This window comes from Vibrio sp. 970 (assembly GCF_033339075.1).
In genome coordinates, this window is record NZ_JAWOTW010000882.1 from 1 (window position 1) to 506 (window position 506).

Annotated in this window: 1 protein-coding gene; it reads right to left on the reverse strand. The window is 47.6% G+C overall.

Going from position 1 to position 506, the window contains the following annotated elements:
* Nucleotides 1-506, reverse strand: a 506-nt coding sequence (locus R7Q11_RS29710) for a hydrolase (RefSeq protein ID WP_225467407.1), incomplete at both ends; no start/stop codon positions are given.

Sequence of the window (506 nt, forward strand, 5' to 3'; positions counted from 1 at the left end):
GATCGTAATAATCTTGTGCATCCTTAAAACCATGCAGAGGTGCTGTGATCAAGTCATCAAATTCGTACAGACGAGTGACGCGCTTGATGGAGTTGTACGACAGCGCCAATTCGCCATGCAGTAAATGATGTTTTTGTAGAGCATTCCGTTTGAGCGAAGAGAGTAGGTAACGGCGATACACTTTGGAAAAGCCCTGCTCAATTCGATTGGCACAAGCCGCCAAATCCAGTGGAGCAGAGACGATGGTGGCCGCTTTTAAAATCGGGTCATCTTTGTATTGTGCTAAGTAGTTCGCCAGCATATTGCCACCAAGGGAGATGCCGACGGCGACTTTTGGATTGTTTGGAAAGCGCAGATGAAGGTGTTCCAAAAAGAAGCGAGCGTCCGTTACTTCTCCTGAATGGTATGCGCGAGCTTTTTTGTTCGGTTTGCCGCTACAGCCACGAAAATGCATCATCACCGATAACCAACCAGATTTCGCAAACGCATTCATCAGGCCGTTTGCA